This is a genomic window from Anoxybacillus sp. B2M1 (assembly GCF_001634265.1).
In the GTDB taxonomy this organism is placed as follows: Bacteria; Bacillota; Bacilli; order Bacillales; family Anoxybacillaceae; genus Anoxybacteroides; species Anoxybacteroides rupiense.
This window is the reverse complement of the sequence record NZ_CP015435.1, coordinates 913298-932644: the sequence shown is the minus strand read 5'-3', so window position 1 is coordinate 932644 and position 19347 is coordinate 913298. Positions and strand designations below refer to the sequence as shown.

Annotated in this window: 15 protein-coding genes and 1 pseudogene; 13 read left to right on the top strand and 3 right to left on the bottom strand. The window is 43.5% G+C overall.

Features of this window, described 5'->3' with window-relative positions; translation table 11 throughout:
• Positions 1 to 20: 20 nt before the first annotated feature.
• The 9 genes from uxaC (at position 21) to xylB (ending at position 10817) form a co-directional block, all read left to right on the top strand.
• A complete protein-coding gene (gene uxaC, locus GFC28_RS04530) occupies positions 21 to 1424 on the top strand; it encodes a glucuronate isomerase (RefSeq protein ID WP_044745396.1) in 1404 nt (467 codons plus the stop codon).
• 17 nt (positions 1425 to 1441) lie between these two features.
• The gene (gene uxuA / locus GFC28_RS04525) at positions 1442 to 2557 is read left to right on the top strand and encodes a mannonate dehydratase (RefSeq protein ID WP_044745395.1); all 1116 of its coding nucleotides are present in this window, start codon (positions 1442 to 1444) and stop codon (positions 2555 to 2557) included.
• Complete coding sequence (locus GFC28_RS04520) at positions 2533 to 3378, top strand: SDR family oxidoreductase (protein WP_044745394.1); 846 nt, start codon at positions 2533 to 2535, stop codon at positions 3376 to 3378. Before uxuA ends, GFC28_RS04520 begins: the two co-directional genes overlap by 25 nt.
• Before the next feature lie 150 nt (positions 3379 to 3528).
• Entirely contained in the window at positions 3529 to 4170 is a 642-nt protein-coding gene (locus GFC28_RS04515; RefSeq protein WP_044745393.1) for a YesL family protein, read from the top strand.
• 295 nt (positions 4171 to 4465) lie between these two features.
• Entirely contained in the window at positions 4466 to 5260 is a 795-nt protein-coding gene (locus tag GFC28_RS04510; protein WP_044745392.1) for a Nif3-like dinuclear metal center hexameric protein, read from the top strand.
• A gap of 50 nt (positions 5261 to 5310) precedes the next feature.
• A complete protein-coding gene (locus GFC28_RS04505) occupies positions 5311 to 5976 on the top strand; it encodes an SGNH/GDSL hydrolase family protein (protein ID WP_044745391.1) in 666 nt (221 codons plus the stop codon).
• Positions 5977 to 6014: 38 nt separating this feature from the next.
• Positions 6015 to 7493, top strand: coding sequence for a glycoside hydrolase family 5 protein (locus tag GFC28_RS04500; protein ID WP_044745390.1), 1479 nt, complete (start codon positions 6015 to 6017; stop codon positions 7491 to 7493).
• A 473-nt stretch (positions 7494 to 7966) separates the two neighbouring features.
• A complete protein-coding gene (gene xylA / locus GFC28_RS04495) occupies positions 7967 to 9301 on the top strand; it encodes a xylose isomerase (protein WP_044745389.1) in 1335 nt (444 codons plus the stop codon).
• Between the two features lie 16 nt (positions 9302 to 9317).
• Positions 9318 to 10817, top strand: a complete 1500-nt coding sequence (gene xylB, locus GFC28_RS04490) for a xylulokinase (RefSeq protein ID WP_044745388.1) — start codon at positions 9318 to 9320, stop codon at positions 10815 to 10817.
• Positions 10818 to 11189: 372 nt separating this feature from the next.
• Here xylB and GFC28_RS04485 read toward each other — a convergent pair whose 3' ends face one another.
• The 3 genes and pseudogenes from GFC28_RS04485 to GFC28_RS04475 all read right to left on the bottom strand — a co-directional run.
• Entirely contained in the window at positions 11190 to 11774 is a 585-nt protein-coding gene (locus tag GFC28_RS04485) for a TetR/AcrR family transcriptional regulator (protein WP_044745387.1), read from the bottom strand.
• 61 nt (positions 11775 to 11835) lie between these two features.
• Positions 11836 to 12480: a YczE/YyaS/YitT family protein gene (locus GFC28_RS04480; protein WP_156487510.1), complete on the bottom strand. Its 645-nt coding sequence runs from the start codon at positions 12478 to 12480 to the stop codon at positions 11836 to 11838.
• 1034 nt (positions 12481 to 13514) lie between these two features.
• Positions 13515 to 14201 (bottom strand): annotated as a pseudogene (locus tag GFC28_RS04475) (MFS transporter); the annotation flags it as partial.
• Between the two features lie 308 nt (positions 14202 to 14509).
• Here GFC28_RS04475 and GFC28_RS04470 point away from each other — a divergent pair.
• From GFC28_RS04470 to GFC28_RS04455, 4 genes are all read left to right on the top strand, one after another.
• Entirely contained in the window at positions 14510 to 15274 is a 765-nt protein-coding gene (locus tag GFC28_RS04470) for an enoyl-CoA hydratase (RefSeq protein ID WP_044746837.1), read from the top strand.
• 171 nt (positions 15275 to 15445) lie between these two features.
• Positions 15446 to 16498: an NAD(P)H-dependent flavin oxidoreductase gene (locus GFC28_RS04465; RefSeq protein WP_044746839.1), complete on the top strand. Its 1053-nt coding sequence runs from the start codon at positions 15446 to 15448 to the stop codon at positions 16496 to 16498.
• Between the two features lie 222 nt (positions 16499 to 16720).
• Positions 16721 to 18502: a sensor histidine kinase gene (locus tag GFC28_RS04460; protein ID WP_044746836.1), complete on the top strand. Its 1782-nt coding sequence runs from the start codon at positions 16721 to 16723 to the stop codon at positions 18500 to 18502.
• Complete coding sequence (locus GFC28_RS04455; RefSeq protein WP_044746835.1) at positions 18468 to 19199, top strand: LytR/AlgR family response regulator transcription factor; 732 nt, start codon at positions 18468 to 18470, stop codon at positions 19197 to 19199. Before GFC28_RS04460 ends, GFC28_RS04455 begins: the two co-directional genes overlap by 35 nt.
• The last annotated feature ends 148 nt before the right edge of the window (positions 19200 to 19347 follow it).

Sequence of the window (19347 nt, the reverse complement as noted above, 5' to 3'; positions counted from 1 at the left end):
GAAAAGAGAGGGGAGAAACCGTGCAGCCGTTCATTCATGATCATTTTTTGCTGCAAAACAAACATGCACAAGCGCTGTATCATGAATATGCGAAAACGTTGCCCATCATCGATTATCACTGCCATTTAAGCGCGAGGGAGATTGCCGAAGACCGACGGTTTCATGATATGACTGAGCTTTGGCTCGAAGGGGACCATTACAAATGGCGGGCGATGCGGATGTTAGGAGTTGAGGAACCGTATATTACTGGAAAAGCTTCGGCTGAGGAAAAATTTCGCGCCTGGGCCCGAACGGTTCCTTACTGTATCGGGAATCCGCTCTATCATTGGACACACTTGGAGTTGAAACGGTATTTTCAGGTCGATGCCCTTTTGAACGAACAGACATGGTGGGAAATATGGAATCATTGCAATACGTTGCTGCAACAAGAGGGATTTTCAGCCCGTGGCTTTATTCTGAAGTCCAATGTTGAATGGATCGGCACAACCGATGATCCGCTTGATGATTTATCATACCATAAACAAATCGCCGAAGATCTATCGTTTCCTGTTAAAGTAGTGCCTTCGTTTCGACCAGACGCTCTTTTGGAACTGAATCGGTCCTCTTTTTTAGATTATGTTGATGAATTAGGAAAAACGGCAGGCGTTTCGATCACGCATTACGAGCAGCTGTTGCAAGCTATCGAAAACCGCGTTCGCTATTTCCATGAGGCTGGATGCCGGATGGCCGATCACGGATTGGAATATCTGCCGTATGCTTGGTGCGATTGGAATGAAGCAAGTGCCATTTTTCAAAAACGAAAAGAAGGCTTTGCCGTCAGCGGGGAGGAAGAAGAAAAATATAAAACATTCACTTTATGTTTTCTGGCTCGCCTCTACCAATCACTCGGCTGGGTGATGCAACTTCACATCGGTTCGATTAGAAATGCAAACGAGAAAATGTTTCGACAACTCGGGCCCAACACCGGTTATGACTCGATTAACGATTTTCTCTTTGCGAAGCCGTTGAACGCCTTTTTAAATGCATTAGACAAAGAAGGGCAATTGCCGAGAACGATTGTGTATACGTTAAACCCAATTTATAACTATGTCGTTGCTTCAACGATCGGCAACTTTCAGCAAGAAGGGATAAAAGGAAAAGTGCAATTTGGTGCGGCTTGGTGGTTTAACGATCATCAAGATGGCATTGTGACGCATTTAAAGGATCTCGCCAATGTGGGGGTGTTAAGCACATTTGTTGGCATGTTGACCGATTCTAGAAGCTTTTTATCCTATGTGCGCCACGAATATTTTCGAAGAATTGTCTGCAACTTGATCGGTTCATGGGTCGAAAGAGGGGAGATTCCCCGAGATTACGCGTTATTAGGAAAAATCATCCAAGATATATGCTATTTCAATGCTAAGCAATACTTTCCTTTACCATGAAAGGAGGACAGATGAGAATGAAGATGGTGTTTCGCTGGTTTGGAAAAGACTATGATACGGTTTCGTTGGATGATATTAGACAAATCCCAGGGGTTGAAGGAATCGTTGGGGCGCTCTACCACATTCCGGTCGGAGAGGTTTGGCCTCTTGATGATATATTGGAATTAAAGCGGCACGTCCATGAAAAAGGATTTCATCTTGAAGTCATTGAGAGTGTCAACGTCCATGAAGATATTAAGCTAGGCTTGCCGACACGAGAGCGGTACATTGAAAATTACAAACAAACGATTCGCCATTTAGCCAAGGCAAACGTCAAAGTGGTTTGTTACAACTTCATGCCGATTTTCGACTGGACGCGTTCGGATTTGGCTAAAAGGAGGCCAGATGGCTCTACCGTCCTTGCCTATGAAAAAGAAAAAATTGAACAAATTGACCCGGAAGAAATGGTACGGAGCGTTGAAAACGGAGCAAACGGCTTTTTGCTGCCCGGCTGGGAACCGGAACGGTTGAAGACGATCAAACGCCTTTTTGAGTTGTACAAAGGGGTGACAGAAGACGATTTGTTTGACCATTTGCACTATTTTTTAGAACAAATTATTCCAGTCGCTGAGGAATGCGGCATTCAAATGGCGCTGCACCCTGATGACCCGCCTTGGTCGGTATTCGGGCTGCCGCGAATTGTAACGAATCAAGAAAATTTAGAGAAAATCGTCAACATGGTTGATAGTCCAGCCAATGGACTGACATTATGTTCCGGTTCGCTAGGGGCCAACCCAAACAATGACATTCCGCAAATCTTCCGTCATTTTCTGGCCATGGGGAGGGTTCCATTTGCCCATGTCCGCAATGTTCAAATTTACGAGAATGGTAATTTTGAAGAAACATCTCATCGTAGCTGCGACGGTTCATTGAATATCTGTGAAATTGTCAAGGCGCTGCACGAGGCGAATTTCCAAGGGTATATCCGGCCAGATCACGGACGGATGATTTGGAATGAAAAAGCGAGGCCCGGCTACGGACTGTATGATCGGGCACTTGGCATTATGTATCTTTGGGGCGTTTGGGACAGTCTGGAGAATGAAAAGAAAAAACAGGAAGGAGAAAGCGTATGCTCCCCATCCATCCAAATTTAAAAGGAAAAGTGGCAGTTGTAACAGGAGGCGGCGGAGTGCTGTGCAGCTGCATGGCAAAAGAGTTGGCCCGTCAAGGAATGAAAGTCGCAATTTTAAACCGGACGATGGAAAAGGCGGAAAAGGTGCAGCAGGACATTGCCGAGCAAGGTGGCGAGGCGCTGGCTGTTTCATGCAATGTATTGGATATTGATAGTGTCAAACAGGCGGCGGAAACGATATTGTCTGTCTATGGACCGTGCGATGTCCTCATTAATGGAGCGGGCGGCAATCATCCGCAAGGCATCACAACAAAAGAGATGTTGGAACGGCAAGACCTCGAGAACCGGAACATCCTAACATTTTTTGATTTAACGGCCGATGGATTTAAGTATGTGTTCGATTTAAATATTCTTGGCACGGTGATTCCGACGCAAATATTTCTGAAGCAAATGGTCAGGAAAGGAGGCACAGTTATTAATATCTCTTCTATGAGCGCACCGCGGCCGATGACGAAGGTGCCGGCATACAGCGCGGCGAAAGCCGGAATTGAAAATTTTACGAAATGGCTGGCAGTGCATGTTGCTGAAGCTGGAATTCGCGTCAATGCCATTGCCCCCGGATTCTTTTTGACGAAGCAAAACGAGCATCTTTTGAAACATCCGGACGGGTCCTATACCGAACGAACGGAGAAAATTTTATCCCATACCCCGATGCGACGGCTAGGAAATCCGGAAGATTTGTTGGGAACGCTGCTTTGGTTGGTCGATGAACGCACGAGCGGTTTTGTCACTGGAATTACCGTCCCGGTCGATGGCGGCTTTTTGGCCTATTCAGGAGTATGAATCTGCTTTTGCCTTATCCTGCACTAGGAATGAAATTTGATTGGTAAATAGGGTAATAGAAAGGGAGAATCAAGAAGCTCCTCCTTTCTCTTTTTGGAGTGTGGTATACTAGTTTCAAAAGAAAGCAAGGACAAAGGTGGAGGAGTCGTCATGCGTTCCGGTCTTTTAGATGGGAAGCTGTACCGTATTTGTGAGTGGATTACAAGACTTGCGTATATCAATATTTTGTGGCTGCTTTTTGCGGCACTCGGAGCCGTCGTGTTCGGTATCGCCCCAGCGACGGTGGCGTTGTTTACAATTGTGCGGAAGTGGCTTTTGTTTCATGATGATTCTGTTCCTGTGTTTAAAACGTTTATTCAAACATACAAAAAGGAGTTTTTGCGGGCGAATCGGATTGGGCTTTTACTTATGGTCGTAGCGTATATGATCTATATCGATATGTTATATATCGCCCAGGTTTCAGCAACGTGGCAATTGCCTTTTTCCGTTGCTTTGTTTATTGTTTCTATCTTTTACGTCGTGACATTGTTATATGTGTTCCCGATTTATGTGCATTATGAGCTGCGCTTTTGGCAGTATATTAAGTACGCCTTTCTAATCGGAATGACCAATCCGTTTATGACTCTTGTCATGTTGATCAGCCTAGGGCTATTGCTCATCGTTTTTATGTCGATCCCAGGGCTTATTCCGTTTTTCAGCATCAGTCTCTTTTCACTTATTGTGATGGGCAGCGCTTTGTGGACATTCCGCAAAATGGAGGAAAAACAAGCGGCGTGGCAACAGGAAAAATAAATAGTCTTATCAGCAAAGAAGGCTGTCGCAAAAGCTTGCTTTGCAGCCTTTAAGCTGTTGAGTATGGTCGATAACGGTTCAATGGGCGGGCTTTAGATCATGATACTTGAAGCCTAGAAAAATTCAGCATAATATTAGTTTGGATGATAAACGAACTAAGACCCCCAATCTATACTCGTGTTAGTAGTTGTCGGTGAGATGCTTATGTTTGAGGATTAGGAAACGTTTTCCAAAAAAATTATAGGTTTGAATCAATAAATGATTGTAAATAGACTGCTAGGAAAGGAATAGAGTCATGACGCTAACTGTCCAGAATGTGTTGAATAAACTGATGGAACCGATAGGGAAAATTCCAAACGCGGTGGATACCCTGGTGTATGGCGACCCAAACACGAAAGTCAAGGGGATCGCGACTAGTTTTATGCCTACTTGTCATGTCATTCAACAGGTGGTTGCGATGGGGGCAAATCTTCTCATTACTCATGAAGGGCTATTTTATAGCCACACACACAATACAGAAATATTGAAAAATGATCCTGTATATGATGAAAAACGTCTCCTGATCCATGAATCTCGTGTTGCGATCTATCGATTTCATGATTACTGGCACCGATATCAGCCGGATGGTATTATGGTTGGGTTAGTCCGCGCTTTGGAATGGGAAGCGTATGTTTCCGAGCATCAACCAACCGCAACCATTTTGACCATTCCGAAAATGACTGTAAAAGAAATTGCCGAGTACGTGAAAAGAAGGCTAGGTATTCCATTTGTACGTGTCTCTGGGGATTTATCAGCCCCATGCACCCGCATCGGGCTATTGGCCGGGTATCGAGGTGGAGGGGCTTTATCTATCCCGCTGTTTGAAAAAGAGGGTCTTGACTTAATTATTTATGGAGAAGGTCCAGAATGGGAAACTCCGGAATACGTTCGGGATGCTGTGCACCAGGGGAGACAAAAGGCTTTGATTGTGCTTGGGCACGCAGAAAGTGAAGAGCCAGGCATGAAGTATCTGGCTGAATGGTTGAAAGTAATACTTCCAAATATACCCATTTATTTTATTTCTGAAAAACCGATATTTCAGGTGGTTTAGTTGAAGCTTAAGTCGAGCAAGTTTGTTTAATTTTCAAAGGGGAGAAGCAAATGAAGATCAGAAAGGGGGAAAAGTTGTTATTTATTGGCGATTCTATAACAGATTGTGACCGCTCCAAGCCAGAGGGAGAAGGACTATTCGGAGCGTTAGGCACAGGATATGTATCTTATATCAATGGCCTCCTGCAAGCGGTTTATCCGGAACTTGGCATCCGGGTTGTCAACAAAGGGATAAGCGGCCATACGGTGCGCGATTTAAAGGAAAGGTGGCAGGAGGATGTCATTGCTCAAAAACCGGACTGGGTATCGATTATGATTGGAATTAACGATGTTTGGCGGCAATACGATTTGCCATTCATAAAAGAAAAACACGTGTACTTAGATGAATACGAGGAAACGCTCCGTAGCCTTGTGATCGAGACAAAGCCTTTCGTAAAAGGAATGATCCTTATGACGCCATTTTATATAGAAGGAAATGAACAGGATCCGATGCGCCGGACAATGGACCAATACGGCCTGGTTGTCAAGAAAATAGCCGAAGAAGCGAACTGTGTATTCGTCGATACCCAGTCAGCCTTTAATGATGTATTAACGGCCCTTTATCCTGCTGCTTTAGCTTGGGACCGCGTTCATCCATCCACCGCAGGCCATATGATTTTGGCAAGAGAGTTCTTAAAAGCCATTGGTTTTGCTTGGGACAAATCGAATAATCGATGAAAAAGTAAATCAAAATTGAAGAAAGGATGAGGGCAAATATGGAAATGCTTAAGGTTACTAAAAACAAGATTACCGATCAAAACGGAAATCCTGTACAGTTAAGAGGCACTTGTATCGGTGGTTGGATGAACATGGAAGATTTTATTAACGGTTATACCGGTTCGGAGCATGCATTGCGCCATACGGTTGCTGAAGTCATTGGAAAAGAAAAAGCGGAGTTTTTATTTGAAAGAATGCAGCATTATTTTTTTGGAGAAGACGACATTCGATTTATTAAAAGCTGGGGGGCCAATGTAATCCGTCTGCCTTTGAATTATCGGCATTTTGAGGATGACGAGCACCCGTTTACTTACAAGGAAAGCGGTTTTGAACGATTGGACAAAATCATCCATTTGTGTGAGAAGCATGGGCTATACGTTATTTTAGATCTTCACGCTGTTCAAGGGTATCAAAATACTCACTGGCATTCAGATAATGATACTCGACATAGCTTGTTTTGGCATGATCGGACATACCAAGATCGGTTTGTCGCATTATGGGAGGAATTCGCACGCCGTTATCAGGGAAGAGCCGTTATCGCCGGTTATAATTTGATGAATGAACCTTGCGTAAATACACCACATGGAGATTACCCACATACGTTTTTCAACCATTATAAGCCAGATTGGGAGAGGATCAATCGCATTTACCGGCGAGCGGTCGAGGCTGTGCGCCATATCGATCCGGATCATATCATTTTTCTTGAAGGTGATCGTTATTCTGTTTTGTTTGATGGCTTAGAAGCGCCGTTTGCGGACAATCTTGTTTACAGCAGTCATAACTATACGGCGGCAGGATTTGGACCAGGATCATATCCAGGGGTGGCGGATGCTAAAAACGCCCGTGTTGCGGGGGGCAAATATTGGGATAAAGACGTACAAAGACAGGAATTTAAAAACCATCAAGGCACCCAGTTTGCCGAAAGATATCATGTTCCGCTTTGGATAGGGGAATTTGGTTCCGTGTATAACGGACCGGCTAATGAAATTCCCGACCGTTTGCGGGCCATGGATGACCAAATTAGCATGTTCGAAGAGTTTGGAGCACATTGGACGACATGGACCTACAAAGATGTCGGGGTAATGGGACTTGTCACACTGGATCCCGAATCGGAGTATATGCAGCGGATCGCTCCGATTATTAAGCTGAAGCATGCACTAAATACGGATGATTGGATGATTTGGCTTCCGGGCTTTAAGGCAAGAAAGACGGTGGAACAATTGGCGGATCATTTGGAAGAAGTCATTGGGGATTCTGATATTATTCATAGTCATAATATCGCTTGCCTCTCCCAAACCATTTTAACCGTCTATGCAGGGGCATTAATTCAGCCGACGTATGCAAAACTGTTTAAAGGATTATCGGAGGAAAAAATAGATGATATTATGCAATCGTTCGCATTTGAAAATTGCCAAATCAACCATGGCCTATTGAAGATATTAACGAAGTACACGAATCCATCCGTTTCCCATTTATAAACCTCCAGTTAAATAGAGATGGTTGTGTTGCTGACAAAACCATAGGTAGGATTGAGGAGATTCATGTTGGAAAATCCGCAAAGCACGATGACGTTGCATAACGGTGTGCAAATGCCTTAGTTAAAAGTTTTAGGGTAAAAATTATAAATGCCGTAAAAACCGCTTCCGAGGCATAGATACAGCTGTGATTGACGCCAATGAACAGCGGGGAGGAAAAGCTACTGCAGAATTAGGCGTCCACGCGATGAGCCATTTAGTAAAATAAAAAACACTCAACATCAAAACACCATTTGAAGCAACCTTCATCCCGATCCGTCTTTTGTTGCACGGAAGTCGGCTCATACTTTTTAAGAAAGAGTGATAGAATACTTTGTTTATCTGATAGACAAACAAATATGAAAGCGCTATAATGGAACTGAAGCAATATGATTCTTGCGTGTTGATATCAATTAACCGCTAAGGGGGATTCGAATATGAATTATTTTCCGAATATTGGCTCGATTGCGTATGAAGGTCCACAGTCACGCAATCCATTCGCGTTTAAGTTTTACAATCCGGAAGAAAAAGTCGGCGACAAGACGATGGCGGAGCATTTGCGGTTTTCGGTTGCATATTGGCATACCTTTACCGGAAATGGGTCGGATCCGTTTGGCGCTGGCAATATGATTCGCCCGTGGGACCATTACAGCGGCATGGATTTGGCGAAAGCACGCGTCGAGGCGGCGTTTGAGCTATTTGAAAAGTTAAACGTTCCGTTTTTCTGCTTCCATGATGTCGATATCGCTCCAGAAGGAGATACGCTTGCTGAAACGTACAAAAACCTCGATGAGATTGTCGACATGATCGAAGAGTACATGAAAACGAGCAAAACGAAGCTGCTTTGGAATACGGCGAATTTGTTCAGCCATCCGCGCTTTGTTCACGGAGCGGCGACGTCGTGCAACGCCGATGTGTTCGCTTATGCAGCAGCGAAGGTGAAAAAAGGGCTCGAGATTGCCAAACGGCTCGGAGCGGAAAACTACGTCTTCTGGGGCGGACGGGAAGGCTATGAGACGCTGCTGAATACCGATATGAAGCTGGAACTTGACAACTTGGCCCGTTTCTTACGTATGGCGGTGGACTATGCGAAAGAAATTGGCTTCGATGGACAATTTTTGATTGAGCCGAAGCCAAAAGAGCCGACGAAGCACCAGTACGACTTCGATGTGGCAACTGCTCTTGCGTTTTTGCAAACATATGGGCTGAAAGACTACTTTAAATTCAACATTGAAGCCAATCATGCAACATTGGCTGGCCATACGTTTGAGCACGAATTGCAAGTCGCCCGCATTCACGGCATGCTCGGTTCGGTCGATGCGAATCAAGGAGATGCGCTATTAGGCTGGGATACGGATGAGTTTCCGACGGACTTGTATTCTACTACTCTAGCCATGTACGAAATTTTGAAAAACAACGGTCTTGGCAAAGGCGGTTTGAACTTTGACGCTAAGGTGAGAAGAGGATCATTTGAACCGGAAGATTTGTTCTACGCCCATATCGCCGGCATGGACAGCTTTGCGATCGGCTTGAAAGTGGCCCATCGTCTGCTTGAAGATCGCGTATTTGAACAATTGATCGAAGAGCGGTACAAGAGCTATACGGAAGGCATTGGTCGCGAGATTGTCGAAGGAACAGCTGATTTTAAAAAATTAGAAAAATATGCGCTGCAGCTTGGTGAGATTCGCAATACGTCCGGCCGTCTCGAGCGCCTTAAGACGTTGCTCAACCAATATTTGCTTGAAGTCAGCGTGTTGAGTGTATCCCGTTAATGAAAGAGAGGTCCATATGGAATACGTTATCGGAATTGATTTAGGGACAAGTGCGGTAAAAGTGTTGCTTATTGACCGAAACGGGCAGGTGAGAGGGGAGTGGACGGAGCCCTACCCTCTCTATCAGCCGCAATCTGGATATAGTGAGCAAAACCCGGAGGATTGGGTTGAAAAAACGATGGTTGCGTTAAGACAAGTAGTACAAACAGCCAATATCGATCCGCGCTCCGTATGCGGATTAAGCTTTTCCGGACAGATGCACGGATTGGTGCTCTTAAATGAGAAAGGCGAGGCGCTGCGAAAGGCCATTCTTTGGAATGATACAAGAACGGCAAATGAGTGTCGTGAAATTGAAGAACGGGTCGGAGTGGATCGATTGCTATCTATTACGCAAAATCGCGCGTTAGAAGGATTTACCTTACCGAAAATATTGTGGGTGAAAAAGCACGAGCCTCAGTTATACCAACAAGCCTACACATTTTTGTTGCCAAAGGATTATGTTCGCTTTCGGCTGACCGGGCAGATGGCAATGGAGTATTCCGATGCTGCTGGCACGTTATTACTGGATATACGAAAGAAAGCATGGAGCCGAGAAATTTGCGAGCTTCTGGACATTGATGAGCGATTGTGTCCACCTCTTGTGGAATCGACTAGCTATGTAGGCACACTGCTTTCCGATATTGCCGAACAGATCGGGCTTTCCGCGAATGTCAAGGTGTTTGCCGGTGGAGCGGATAATGCGTGTGGAGCGATCGGAGCTGGCATTTTATCAGAAGGAACAACGATGTGCAGCATCGGCACATCGGGTGTTGTTTTAGCATATGAGCAAACGGCGACCAAAGATTTTGCTGGAAAGGTGCACTATTTTAACCATGCGAAGCCAAACTCGTATTATATTATGGGCGTTACCTTGGCTGCCGGATATAGTTTTGATTGGTTAAAACGAACATTTATGCCGGAAATCTCGTTTTCAGAAGTGATTCACCAAGCAGCAGAATCGCCAATCGGAGCCAATGGACTGTTATTTACGCCATATTTAGTCGGGGAACGAACACCGCATGCCGATGCGCATATTCGCGCCTCTTTTATCGGAATTGATGCATCGCATACAAAGTGGGATTTTGCGCGTGCCGTGATGGAAGGCATTATTTTTTCTTTAAATGAGTCGGTGGAGATCATAAAGCGGAGCGGCAAAAAAATGAAGTCGATCGTTTCCATCGGCGGGGGAGCCAAAAGTCATGAGTGGCTACAAATTCAAGCTAATATTTTTCATACACCGATTGAAAAGCTGAAAAATGAACAAGGCCCAGGTTTAGGGGCAGCAATGATTGCGGCATGCGGCTGCGGCTGGTTTGAGTCTCTGGAAGAGTGTGCAGCTACGTTTAAGCAAGTCGAACAGCTGGTTGAGCCTCAAGAGGACGAAGCTCAGCGCTATCAAGAGCTATTCCATGTGTATCGGCAAATTTATGCACAGACAAAAGAAATCAATGAACAGTTAAAGAAGTTTCGAAAATAAGCAAGAGGGTGTCCCAAAAGCAGCTTGGAACCCCCTCTTTCAGACTGTTGACAAAATAGGTGTAAGACTTTTGTCTTACACCTATTTTGTTTCATTTTTCGTAGTTGTTTTTCTTGGTGAAACGACAAACATAAATGCATACTCGAATGCAAAAGAAGGGAGGGGCCCTTTCTCCATAGGCAGTTATCAAATTCATGGCCGCATAAACAAGCATCGCCTGCATCTGGTTTCTTTCCCATCCTCCGTAGAAAGAAAAAACTTTTTATTTGCTGCTTTCTTTTGTCGGCGAGAAAATTTTTCGAATTAAAGCTCACGAAAAATTCCTTTGGAGGTATATGGGGGCTGGGGGCTTCTATGCCCCACGTCTTGATTTTATTTAGAAGCTTTAGGAGTTAATCCTGTTACTATAACAGAGACAGCATCCTTAAGAAATTCTTCGTTTGAAATAGGAATATTTGAAAATCCTAGCAACGTTTCTGAAACAAAGTGACCATAATTGAACCGCATAAATAAGGCTACAAATGAATCGATGTTGCCTTTAATCAATTTGCCCCGATTTTGCATTTCCTTAAAGTAATCTAATAAAAACTGCTGAATTTCTTCAACGTTTTTGTGAAGAGTCAGGTGAAGATCAGGCATGGTGTTTCGCTCGAGAACAGATATCATGTAAATTTGTTTGTTTTTCATCATATAATTTTGATAAATCGTCGAGTATAGTAATAAATCATGTTCTAATTCGTATGTTAGCTCTTTTTCCAATTGTTCTTTTATGAAAGAAGCATATTGAAATTTAGCGATAATGGCGTCTAAAATATTTTGTTTGTTCCCAAATTGGCGGTATACTGTCATTTCACTGACAGAAGCATGTCTTGCTATTTCTTTAATAGTGACAGCTTTATATCCCTTTGAAGCCATTAATGAAATAGCTGAATCTAAAATTTTTTCGTTTGTTTCCATATCATCACCCGTTTCGCAATCGTTATAAACCCAAAAAATATAAAAGAAAGTTGGTATAATGCTATTTTACATGCTGTCTTTTTTTTAGATATAACTGCTGTATCCTCCTAATTCTATTAATAAAAAAACCGACAAGGAAAGCTGACATAATCGTTCCTTCTCTAATGCCTTGTATATCCCCAAATGCCCAAAACGAAATAAGAGCAGCAATGATTACTTGGAATGAGTCAAAGGCTATTTTCAATCTTCCAAAGTTCCGTTCGTACTTCATGGAAATAACTTTTATGATCCCATCTGCAGGGTTAAGAATCGTATTTGCTGCTAATTGAAGGATCACTCCTAATGCGATCATGACACACCCTACAACTAATAAAATTAGCTTTTCAATATAAAAGGAAGGGTGATAATAAGAAAAAATCAACATACCCAAGTCGATAAAGTAACCTAGCACAAGACCAATTAATAGCTGTAAGTATTGAAATTTGGGAAAATCTTTCCTTAAAATAATTACTTGGACTAATACAAATAAAACAGTGAGGAAGATCGTAAATTGTCCTATCGTTAAAGGAAAAATAAGACTTAATACATACGGTATACTAGCAATCGGAGTGGTACCTAGTTCAGCTTGCGTAACCATTGCAATGCCTATGCCCATGACTAGCAATCCTATAATTAAAATTATATATTGTTTCATCTCTTTTTGCACATTCCTCATCCTCTCTTAAATGTGTTAGTTAGTACTAACTAACAACATGATAATATGATATAAATCATATGTCAAATTTTAGTACTATGTTTAGAAAATGTTTGGAGTTCAACATTACTCGAAGCTGACTACAGTTGGAAACTCGATAACCCTTGTAACGACGAAGTTATTATTCGTTATTGTGAAAATTGTCATGGAGAAATTTATGAAGGTGAAGAAGCTTATAACATTAGCAATGACAAATGGGTTTATGAGGATTGTTTTCGTGAGTTTGCAATAAACGCTCTGAACGCTGTTTTAAAACAGGCAACTTTTCTCTCAAGAAAGGAATGGTGTGACCGCTAAATAAAACTGAACAGAATTCGATTGATTAAATTGAACAGTTTTTTACCAGTTAGAAGCGTGCACTTTACATGGAGTGGCGTACATGATAGCCTCGTTTCATGCGGCTGATTCTTGTTGTTGCTCGCTTTTTAGGAAATATCTTGTACGCAGAGGCTCCATGTCAAGTGATAGGGATTACGCTGGAATTTCCAAAAAAGTGTTCACTCTTATTTAGCGAAAACTGTTCAATTTTTCTCGTCGGTTACAAATGGCGAGCTAATGGAGCTTTTCTATTATGAATTAAAGATTTTGAAAAACTTTTTTAACCATGGGAAATTATCGCTTAATCAATATATAAAACTTCTGGAGAAGTTGGTCGAATGGGAGCAATATTACGTTTAATTATACAGGAAATTTCACTAATTCTAGTTGGAGTAAACAGTATGTTGTCAGTTATGGAAAAAATAAAAGGAACTTACTCAAGGAGTATTAACGTGGAAGAGTTAGATTGAGTATAGTTCCATCAACACAATTTTCCCTTTATCGTGTCCAATGAAAAAAGAGTATAATGGTTCGAAAACCATTTGATACCAAAAGCTTCGCGTTTCAGACGACTTTGTCTCGACGTGAAGATGTATATGGCGCATTTGCGTTCCTTTCTATCATCGAAAATGAAGGTAGGGCATTGCCTCCATAAAGCACGTGGTCGTTTACATATTTACATGTGTACCCTTATACAAAACGGGTATTGCCGCTGCTATAAGGATCATGCCTATAAAAGCGGGTGCGGCATGCCCAAGTGATACATAGATTTGCCCTCCAATAATTGGCCCAATTATTCTTGCTAAAGCCTGAATAGATTGGCTGCCACCTTGGAGCCTTCCTTGTTGACTAAAATCGACAGACTTCGAGAGCATCCCATTGAAGGAAGGGCCGAAGATCGAATCGCCAAAACCGAATATAAACATTCTGGCGATATATAGAGGATAGAACGCGATAAGAATGTAGCCTATCATCTCTGAAACCATTCCAAGAATGGCTATCTGTTTATCGTTGCGTTTTTTCAAGAGCTTTGGCATGATGAAACCTTGTGAAACGATGTCTTGGATGCCAATAATGGAAAACATAAGTCCGATTAGTGCAGGTTTCCAACTAAAAGTATCCATTGTAAATTGTGAAAACACCGCTTGCAAAGATCCGTTCGGTATCCAAAGCAAGAACGCGGAGACAAGCAGCCTATTTAAGTTTTTTATGGAAAGTATGTTTGTAAGCTGCGTAAATGGGTTCAGTCTTACTATGATAATCTCTTTCAGTCTTTTATTCTTGTCAAGGCTCTCAGGCATAAAAAAGAATCCATAAACAACATTCAATAAAGTGATGATCGCTCCAAAATACATGTATATTAGATTTTTATTTTCGTTTCAAAACTCTATTTGTTTATAGGATGGGGTGTCGGCTTTACGCCGCTGCTCTTTTTTGAGGATAACGGACCATAATGATGGCTTTACTAGATGCGAGGGGGTGGATTTTGGCTTATAAAAAAGGAATTTTGCTTGCTATGAGGAAATACAAATAAAAGGGCTGTGGATTGTTCAAGCTTTTTTCCGCATGCCGTCTGTCATGCCGGCAGTTTTACAGAAAATGAAAATAAGACGGTCTTGCTATGAATGATCGCACCCATATGAGTCAAACAAGGGGGAGAAAAATGGAAACAGTCGTGCTTTCTTTTTCAGGAAACTTGGCGTTATTAGAGCTCAATCGTCCCGAATCATTAAATGCGATCAATGTTCAAATGCTAAATGAACTGTTAGAAGCGTTGCATCAAGTCGAGCAAAGTGAAGCCTCCATTCTTGTCATTCGCGGCAGAGGAAGAGGGTTTTCTGCCGGTGGCGATATTAAAACGATGCTTAATGTAGATGACCCAGAAGCGTTTCATAAGGTGATGAGTACGATTCAAAAGATTATTGTGACTTTGTATACGTTGCCAAAGGTCGTCATTGCTTCGATTCATGGACCTGCAGCAGGGTTGGGATTAAGCTTGGCTTTAGCGGGCGATTATGTGATGGCTGCGAAGGAAGCGCGTTTAGCCATGAATTTTATTGGGATTGGGCTGATTCCGGATGGAGGAGGTCATTTCTTTTTAGCGAAACGGATCGGTGAAATCAAGGCTAAGCAATTGATTTGGGAAGGAAAACAAATGAGCGCACATGAAGCCTATGAGCTTGGCATCGTTGATTGGCTAGCGGAAGATGGGGAGCAAATCGAGCAAAAAATCAGCGAATGGCAGGTTAAGCCGCTGCAAGCGATGATTGCCAGTAAAATGTTGTATGCCCGTTTAGGCAAAAATGAGTTATTAAAGGTATTGCAGCTTGAAGCAGAATGGCAGCAGCATATGCGGCAAACAAAAGATCATCGTGAAGGGATTCGCGCCTTTCTTGAAAAACGGAAGCCAAATTTTATCGGAAAGTAGCTTATATATACGGTTCTTTCAACAGAAGCAAAGTATTTCGGTGGACTGTAAAGAAAATTTATCCCAAAATGGTTGTTGGATTTCGGATAGTTATCCTGTATTCATCTATGACATCATGCAGCTTTTTATGGGTGCGCAACAGTCGGAAAGGGGGAGATGCCGATGAACGGAATGCTGCGCTCGCTTCAGCTTCCTATTATTCAGGCCCCAATGGCAGGCGGGGCCTCAACTCCACAGCTGGCCGCTGCAGTGTCCAATGGCGGAGGGCTCGGTTTTTTAGCTGGCGGCTATAAAACGGCGGAAGAAATGAGAAGTGAAATAAAAAAGATTCGGGGCTTGACCACTGCTCCATTTGGCGTCAACGTATTTGTACCTGGGGAAAATAAAGCAGACGAGCAGGAATTAGTCAGCTACAAAGCAGAATTAGCGGAAGAAGCGAAACGTTTTGGCATCACGCTTGAAGCAGAAAAATGGGACGATGATGAGTGGGAGGAGAAGCTTGCGGTTTTAAGGGAAGAAAAAGTCCCGGTCGTCAGTTTTACATTTGGTTGTCCTTCACGCGAGGTGATGGAGTCATTACAAGCTCATGGCTCCTTTATAATTGTAACCGTGACATCAAAGGATGAAGCGATCCAGGCAGTACAAGAGGGAGCGGATGCTCTTTGTGTGCAAGGAATGGAAGCGGGAGGGCATCGTTCCGTATTTCGCAACAGCAAAGAAGCGGACGACCAAACGAGCTTATTGGTTTTATTGCAGCAAGTTCGCGATGTTGTCAAGGTGCCGTTGATTGCAGCAGGGGGAATCATGACAGGACGGGATATTGCTTCCGTGTTGGCGGCAGGAGCATGTGCCGCACAGTTGGGAACCGCTTTTTTGCGTTGCCCAGAGAGCGGGGCACATCCGGTGCACAAGGCAGCGCTTGCTGATCCGCAGTTTCAAACGACAGCGGTTACCCGTGCGTTTACAGGGCGGCCGGCACGAGGTCTTGTGAATCGATTTTTCCTTCAACATGATGCAACCGCTCCAGCTGCTTATCCGCAGGTGCATCATTTGACTAAACAGCTGCGCAAAGCTGCTGCCCAGCATGGCGACCCGCATGCGATGGCATTATGGGCTGGACAGGGATATCGGCTAGCTAAGGCGCTGCCGGCAGCCGAACTGCTTTCACTATTAAGGGAGCAGCTGAAGGAAGCATGGGCGGAAAGGATGGTTTTGGATCTGTAAAATGGATTGCCTACGAAAGCATAGATGATTTTTCATCAATCATGAAAGCGGGGGAGAAGCTGATTTTCTAGCCCCGTTTTTTTATCGCTTTTTTGGCTATTCGAGCACTGTCTGATGCGAAAGTAGAACGAATATATTTTTTGATTTTTCTGTAAATATCAACACCAAAAGTTCTAGCGAAATGTGTAAAACATGATATGATAAAAAATAGAGGTGAGAGCGATGTGGCAGCTTTGTCTTTCCATGGTTGAAAGGCTTGGAATTATTGTGATGGTCGCTTTTTTATTGACGCGTCTTCCATATTTTCGCCGCTTAATTTATCATCAAGAAGTAGACGGGATGCAGCGGTTTATTATTATGGTCATTTTCGGAATTTTCGGCATTGTTGGTACTTATACAGGCTTGACCGTTCGGGTTGAAACATTTGAAATTATGAAATGGCCATGGTCGTTAAAAGAGAATGAAGCGCTTGCTAATTCGCGTGTTATTGGAGTTGTTATTGCCGGTCTTCTCGGCGGCTGGAAAGTAGGGCTTGGAGCCGGGCTGATTGCCGGAATTCACCGGTTGTTTCTTGGTGGATTTACCGCTGTGGCTTGCGGAATTTCTACGATGGCTGCCGGTGCTATTGCTGGGATTGTGCATCATCGTAAAAAAAGAGCGAACGCTCTTTCGCCACGTGTGGCACTTATGGTGGGAATGGCCGCCGAGTCTTTGCAAATGCTTGTCATTTTGTTGGTGGCCAAGCCATTTGCGAGTGCGTGGCTTTTGGTAGAAGAAATCGGAATTCCAATGATTATTGCGAACGGGCTTGGCAGCGCCATTTTTATTTTAGTGATTCGCAATGTTTTTCAAGAGGAAGAAAAAGCGGGGGCTCTACAGGCTGAAAAAGCGATGCGTCTGGCGGAAGCAACCGTTCATCATTTGCGAAACGGCTTGACTCCGCAGTCCGCTAGGGCGATATGCGAGCTTTTTATTCGGGAGGTGCCGTCCGTAGCGGTGGCCGTTACGGATCGAACTCATATTCTTGCCCATGTGGGGGCAGGCAGTGACCACCACTTGGCTGACGAGCCGATCCAAACAGAAATGACGCGCCGAGTGATTGAAACAGGAGAAATGATAATTGTGCGCGATCGTGTGATTTGCGGCCACCGGCATTGTCCGCTGCATAAAGCCATTATTGCTCCGCTGAAGCGAAAAGATGAAACCATTGGGACACTTAAGTTTTATTTTCATTCGGAAGCGGAGCTATCATCGATTGCAGTAGAATTTGTAAAAGGGCTATCTTCGCTTTTAAGCCTGCAGCTTGAAATTGCCGAAGCAGAAAAATATTATCAGCTTATGAAAGAAGCGAAAATTAAAGCGCTGCACGCACAGGTGCACCCGCATTTTTTATTTAATGCGTTGAATACGATTGTCTCATGTATTCGAATCGATCCGAATCGCGCCAGACAGCTTCTTGTGTCTTTAGCGTATTATTTTCGCAAAAATTTAGCGGATGCAACGGAGATGCTGTCAACACTGGAAGAGGAGATCAGGCATGTCCAGGCGTATTTGACGATTGAAGAAGCGAGATTTCAAGATAAATTGCGCGTCCGCTATGAAATCGAGGCCGGGTATGAGCAAATGACCCTGCCGACGATGACATTGCAGCCGCTTGTCGAAAATGCGGTGCGGCATGGTTTGAAGCATATGAAAAAAGGAAGCGAAATTGTTATTTCTGTCAAAGCAGAGGGAAGTATGGTGAAAATCTCCGTTTCTGATAATGGAAAAGGAATGACAGAGGAGCAATTATCGCAATTGTTGAAGGCACCGATTGCTTCCCAATCCGGTGCAGGAATCGGATTGTATAATGTCTATGAGCGTTTAAAATCGCTGCTTGGGGAGGAGGCGGAGCTTTCGCTTGCCTCTGAAAAAGGAAAGGGAACAACGGTTCAATTGCTTGTTCCATATACAGAAAGAAAGGTGGGATATGCGGTTGCGTATTCAGGTTATGGTCGTAGATGATGAGCCTTTGAGCCGCGAAGAGCTAAAGCATCTGCTCTGTGTATATGAACAGATCGAACTTGTCGGTGAAGCGGATTGCGGAGAAAGCGCATTAGAGAAAATTGTTACATTAGAGCCCGATGTGGTTTTTCTTGATATTGAAATGGCGGAAATGTCCGGATTAAGTCTAGCTAAAATGCTGCAGCGCATGAAGCAGCCGCCGAGCATTGTGTTCGCTACCGCCTATCCTAATTATGCGGTAGAGGCGTTCCGATGTGAAGCGGTCGATTATTTGCTGAAGCCATTTGATGAAGGGCAGATTCGCGAAACGATATGGCGTTTGATTCGCAAATTTGAAAAAGAAAGGCCGGCTGCTTCTGAGGAGGCGGTTCGCAAGCTGGCCGTCGAGGAAAACGACGGGATTGTTTATGTTTCGCCACACGATATTTTGTATTGCTGTCGAGAAATTAAAGATACGCTTATTGTTACGAAGCAAAAAACGTATTATACGAAGGTGTCGCTAAAGGATTTGGAGCAAAAGCTAAAAGGAAATCTGTTTTTCCGGCCGCATAAAAGCTACTTGGTGAATGTGGAAAAAATTGCGCAGCTCACTCCCTGGTTTAATGGAGCATATCAGCTGTCACTCGAGGGAACGGCCGATAAAATTCCGGTGAGCCGGAATTATGTCAAAGCATTGCGACAACGGTTGGAATTATAGAGGAAGCTGGTTTAGTTCACTTTATTTGAAATGGAAAATCAAGGGATGGAAACGAGACATAAAAGGCTATTGAAAAAATGCTGATGAAGAAGAGGAGCTAATTTTATGCTCCTTTTTTGTACATAGGGCCCCCTGAACGAAAAGGAGT